The sequence below is a fragment of the Bacillus sp. B2-WWTP-C-10-Post-4 genome (assembly GCF_009183805.1).
In the GTDB taxonomy this organism is placed as follows: Bacteria; Bacillota; Bacilli; order Bacillales; family Bacillaceae_G; genus Bacillus_A; species Bacillus_A cereus.
Genome location: NZ_WEII01000261.1, coordinates 1 through 1149, shown reverse-complemented (window position 1 = coordinate 1149; position 1149 = coordinate 1). Strand labels below are relative to the sequence as shown.

The window sequence follows — 1149 nt, the reverse complement described above, 5'->3', positions numbered from 1 at the left end:
TCTTTAAATAGTGCCGGCTATCATATATGAAATAAAAAACAAATATACTACATAAAATGTATAGAAGATTATTTAATACGTTTTGATTAATATAAACAAAGTCCATAATATTTGCCTCGTTATTCTGAATTTCCTTTTCATATGTATTATACATGATAACATGTGTTAAGCTGCACGAAACTTGTTAATAAAATTCACTTGTTTTCGCGGTATTTCTAGAAATAATATTTTATTTAACTGCTAGATTTAAAGCTGCTTTTATTATCCAATGCAATAGGAGTATGGAATTATTTAAAATACCATTATCTAGTGCTGATTTATACTATTCTTGAATGTGCATAACATTTAATTTCTGAAGTGCAATCATTCCTATGTTAGTTATAACATGGTGGGGCATGTTGCTACTATAAGAAACGTAGATATTCTTTTCTATACGTTTCATTTTAATTTCTAACCACTGAACCAGATAGTCTTTTAAAGCAAGCTTAGACGGCTCCACAAAAGTCCCTTTATTTAACTCCGTAATTTTTTTCGTCTTCTTTTTTGTCTTATAACCAGTAAACCACTTTTATCTTCTTTTTACTGTCTCTGGATCAGGACCGATATCAATAATGATGCAATATTTATTTCCTCTTTTTCGTATATGTCCTTTCACTTAAAACACTCCTTCATTTGTTTTGAATCATGTTGTATAAAGTCTAGTTGTAATTTTGCTGCTATGAAAATTACATAGTTGGACATATCAGCGATGGATATATTTTACCATATATAAACTGAATTGATTATTTAATATATTAGTTGTTTTTTTACAAAAGTTAATTTTATAAAATGATTTTGTATATTTGAAGCAATATTTTTATTTAAAACACCTTATTTGGAATAGTACATCTTGTATATATCATATTTTGTACAATTAATATTTTCTTATTTTAGAAATGATTTTAATTTGGAGTGAGATATATGGAGAGGAAAAAGAAATGGGAAGGATTAAACTCTAAAAATCTATCTGCTAGTTCACTGGATTCGAGTTTAATAGGACCGACATTGCCACCGATTTCCTCATTTACTCTACCAACGGGAGCAAGTGGAGCAACAGGTCCGACAGGCCCAACGGGAGCAACTGGAATAACAGGCCCGACAGGTCCAACG

At 29.9% G+C, this 1149-nt stretch carries 1 protein-coding gene and 2 pseudogenes; 1 reads left to right on the top strand and 2 read right to left on the bottom strand.

Features of this window, described 5'->3' with window-relative positions:
• Window positions 1–154, bottom strand: a pseudogene (locus tag GBN78_RS29740) (sensor histidine kinase); the annotation flags it as partial.
• 78 nt (window positions 155–232) lie between these two features.
• Window positions 233–655, bottom strand: a pseudogene (locus GBN78_RS31085) (tyrosine-type recombinase/integrase); the annotation flags it as partial.
• Window positions 656–960: 305 nt separating this feature from the next.
• Between GBN78_RS31085 and GBN78_RS30835 the strand changes: the two are divergent.
• On the top strand, window positions 961–1149 hold a 189-nt coding region (locus GBN78_RS30835), incomplete at its 3' end, for an exosporium leader peptide-containing protein (RefSeq protein WP_226798515.1).